The sequence below is a fragment of the Escherichia sp. AM3 genome, from assembly GCF_032029835.1.
GTDB lineage: Bacteria > Pseudomonadota > Gammaproteobacteria > Enterobacterales > Enterobacteriaceae > Escherichia > Escherichia coli.
The window spans coordinates 1-3,058 of record NZ_JAVUPQ010000176.1; the positions used below are offsets into that span (position 1 = coordinate 1).

Genomic DNA, 3,058 nt, shown 5'->3' on the forward strand with positions numbered 1-3,058 from the left:
CAACTGCCTATCTTGTTTCTATGGCGATGATCGCCTCTGGTATTGGTACCTGGTTACAAGTAAACCGCTACGGCATCGTCGGTTCTGGCCTACTCTCAATTCAGTCAGTCAATTTTTCATTTGTTACGGTCATGATTGCGCTGGGCAGCAGCATGAAAAGCGACGGTTTTCACGAAGAGTTAATCATGTCGTCGCTTCTCGGCGTCTCCTTCGTTGGCGCATTTCTGGTTGTCGGATCTTCATTTATCTTGCCCTATTTACGTCGGGTTATTACGCCTACCGTCAGCGGTATTGTGGTACTGATGATCGGCTTAAGCCTGATTAAAGTCGGCATTATCGATTTTGGTGGAGGATTTGCAGCCAAAAGCAGCGGTACGTTCGGCAATTACGAACATCTCGGCGTTGGTTTATTGGTTTTAATTGTGGTGATCGGCTTTAACTGCTGTCGCAGTCCGTTGCTACGCATGGGAGGGATCGCCATTGGGCTATGTGTCGGCTATATCGCATCGTTATGCCTGGGCATGGTGGATTTCAGCAGTATGCGCAATTTGCCGTTAATCACCATCCCGCATCCGTTCAAATACGGCTTTAGTTTTAGCTTCCATCAGTTCCTGGTGGTTGGCACGATTTATCTGCTTAGCGTGCTGGAAGCAGTCGGCGATATCACCGCCACGGCAATGGTTTCCCGCCGCCCCATTCAGGGGGAAGAGTATCAGTCCCGGCTGAAAGGCGGCGTGCTGGCAGATGGTCTGGTTTCTGTTATCGCCTCCGCTGTCGGTTCATTACCATTAACCACGTTTGCGCAAAATAATGGGGTTATTCAGATGACTGGCGTCGCTTCACGTTATGTCGGGCGAACCATCGCGGTAATGCTGGTTATCCTCGGCTTATTTCCGATGATTGGCGGCTTCTTCACGACCATTCCCTCGGCAGTTCTGGGAGGCGCAATGACGTTGATGTTTTCCATGATTGCCATCGCAGGGATTCGCATCATCATCACCAACGGTTTAAAGCGCCGTGAAACACTTATTGTCGCCACTTCTTTAGGTTTAGGGCTTGGCGTCTCCTACGATCCCGAAATTTTTAAAATATTGCCAGCCTCTATTTATGTATTAGTTGAAAACCCTATTTGTGCTGGCGGGTTAACTGCGATTTTATTAAATATTATCCTCCCTGGTGGCTACCGACAGGAAAACGTTCTGCCTGGTATTACCTCAGCGGAAGAGATGGATTAACAGTAAAGGAGTCAATGATGTCAGGAGAACACACGTTAAAAGCGGTACGAGGCAGTTTTATTGATGTCACCCGTACGATCGATAACCCGGAAGAGATTGCCTCTGCGCTGCGGTTTATTGAGGATGGTTTATTACTCATTAAACAGGGAAAAGTGGAATGGTTTGGCGAATGGGAAAACGGAAAGCATCAAATTCCTGACACCATTCGCGTGCGCGACTATCGCGGCAAACTGATAGTACCGGGCTTTGTCGATACACATATCCATTATCCGCAAAGTGAAATGGTGGGGGCCTATGGTGAGCAATTGCTGGAGTGGTTGAATAAACACACCTTCCCTACTGAACGTCGTTATGAGGATTTAGAGTACGCCCGCGAAATGTCGGCGTTCTTCATCAAGCAGCTTTTACGTAACGGAACCACCACGGCGCTGGTGTTTGGCACTGTTCATCCGCAATCTGTTGATGCGCTGTTTGAAGCCGCCAGTCATATCAATATGCGTATGATTGCCGGTAAGGTGATGATGGACCGCAACGCACCGGATTATCTGCTCGACACTGCCGAAAGCAGCTATCACCAAAGCAAAGAACTGATCGAACGCTGGCACAAAAATGGTCGTCTGCTATATGCGATTACGCCACGCTTCGCCCCGACCTCATCTCCTGAACAGATGGCGATGGCGCAACGCCTGAAAGAAGAATATCCGGATACGTGGGTACATACCCATCTCTGTGAAAACAAAGATGAAATTGCCTGGGTGAAATCGCTTTATCCTGACCATGATGGTTATCTGGATGTTTACCATCAGTACGGCCTGACCGGTAAAAACTGTGTCTTTGCTCACTGCGTCCATCTCGAAGAAAAAGAGTGGGATCGTCTCAGCGAAACCAAATCCAGCATTGCTTTCTGTCCGACCTCCAACCTTTACCTCGGCAGCGGCTTATTCAACTTGAAAAAAGCATGGCAGAAGAAAGTTAAAGTGGGCATGGGAACGGATATCGGTGCCGGAACCACTTTCAACATGCTGCAAACGCTGAACGAAGCCTACAAAGTATTGCAATTACAAGGCTATCGCCTCTCGGCATATGAAGCGTTTTACCTGGCCACGCTCGGCGGAGCGAAATCTCTGGGCCTTGACGATTTGATTGGCAACTTTTTACCTGGCAAAGAGGCTGATTTCGTGGTGATGGAACCCACCGCCACTCCGCTACAGCAGCTGCGCTATGACAACTCTGTTTCTTTAGTCGACAAATTGTTCGTGATGATGACGTTGGGCGATGACCGTTCGATCTACCGCACCTACGTTGATGGTCGTCTGGTGTACGAACGCAACTAATAATAAAACTTTAACATCCTCGTGAGGACATCATTATGTCTGGAGACATCCTACAAACACCGGACGCACCAAAGCCACAGGGCGCGCTGGATAATTATTTTAAAATTACCGCTCGTGGCAGTACCGTTCGTCAGGAAGTACTGGCTGGCTTAACGACCTTTCTGGCCATGGTTTATTCCGTTATCGTCGTTCCGGGAATGCTGGGCAAAGCAGGTTTTCCTCCCGCAGCTGTGTTTGTTGCCACCTGTCTGGTCGCGGGCTTCGGCTCGTTGCTGATGGGATTATGGGCTAATTTGCCAATGGCGATTGGTTGCGCGATTTCCTTGACGGCGTTTACCGCATTCAGTCTGGTACTCGGGCAACAAATTAGCGTTCCTGTCGCACTGGGCGCGGTATTTCTGATGGGCGTCATCTTCACCGCTATTTCCGTAACCGGTGTGCGTACCTGGATCTTACGTAATTTACCGATGGGTATCGCTCACGGTACAG

Annotated in this window: 2 protein-coding genes and 1 pseudogene; all 3 read left to right on the forward strand. The window is 49.2% G+C overall.

Annotated elements, in window-relative coordinates; all coding sequences use genetic code 11:
- On the forward strand, positions 1 to 1,235 hold a 1,235-nt coding region (xanQ, locus tag RTW80_RS23545), incomplete at its 5' end, for a xanthine/proton symporter XanQ (RefSeq protein ID WP_312720458.1).
- 17 nt (positions 1,236 to 1,252) lie between these two features.
- Positions 1,253 to 2,569, forward strand: coding sequence for a guanine deaminase (gene guaD / locus RTW80_RS23550; RefSeq protein WP_001336279.1), 1,317 nt, complete (start codon positions 1,253 to 1,255; stop codon positions 2,567 to 2,569).
- Between the two features lie 35 nt (positions 2,570 to 2,604).
- Positions 2,605 to 3,058 (forward strand): annotated as a pseudogene (gene ghxQ / locus RTW80_RS23555) (guanine/hypoxanthine transporter GhxQ); the annotation flags it as partial.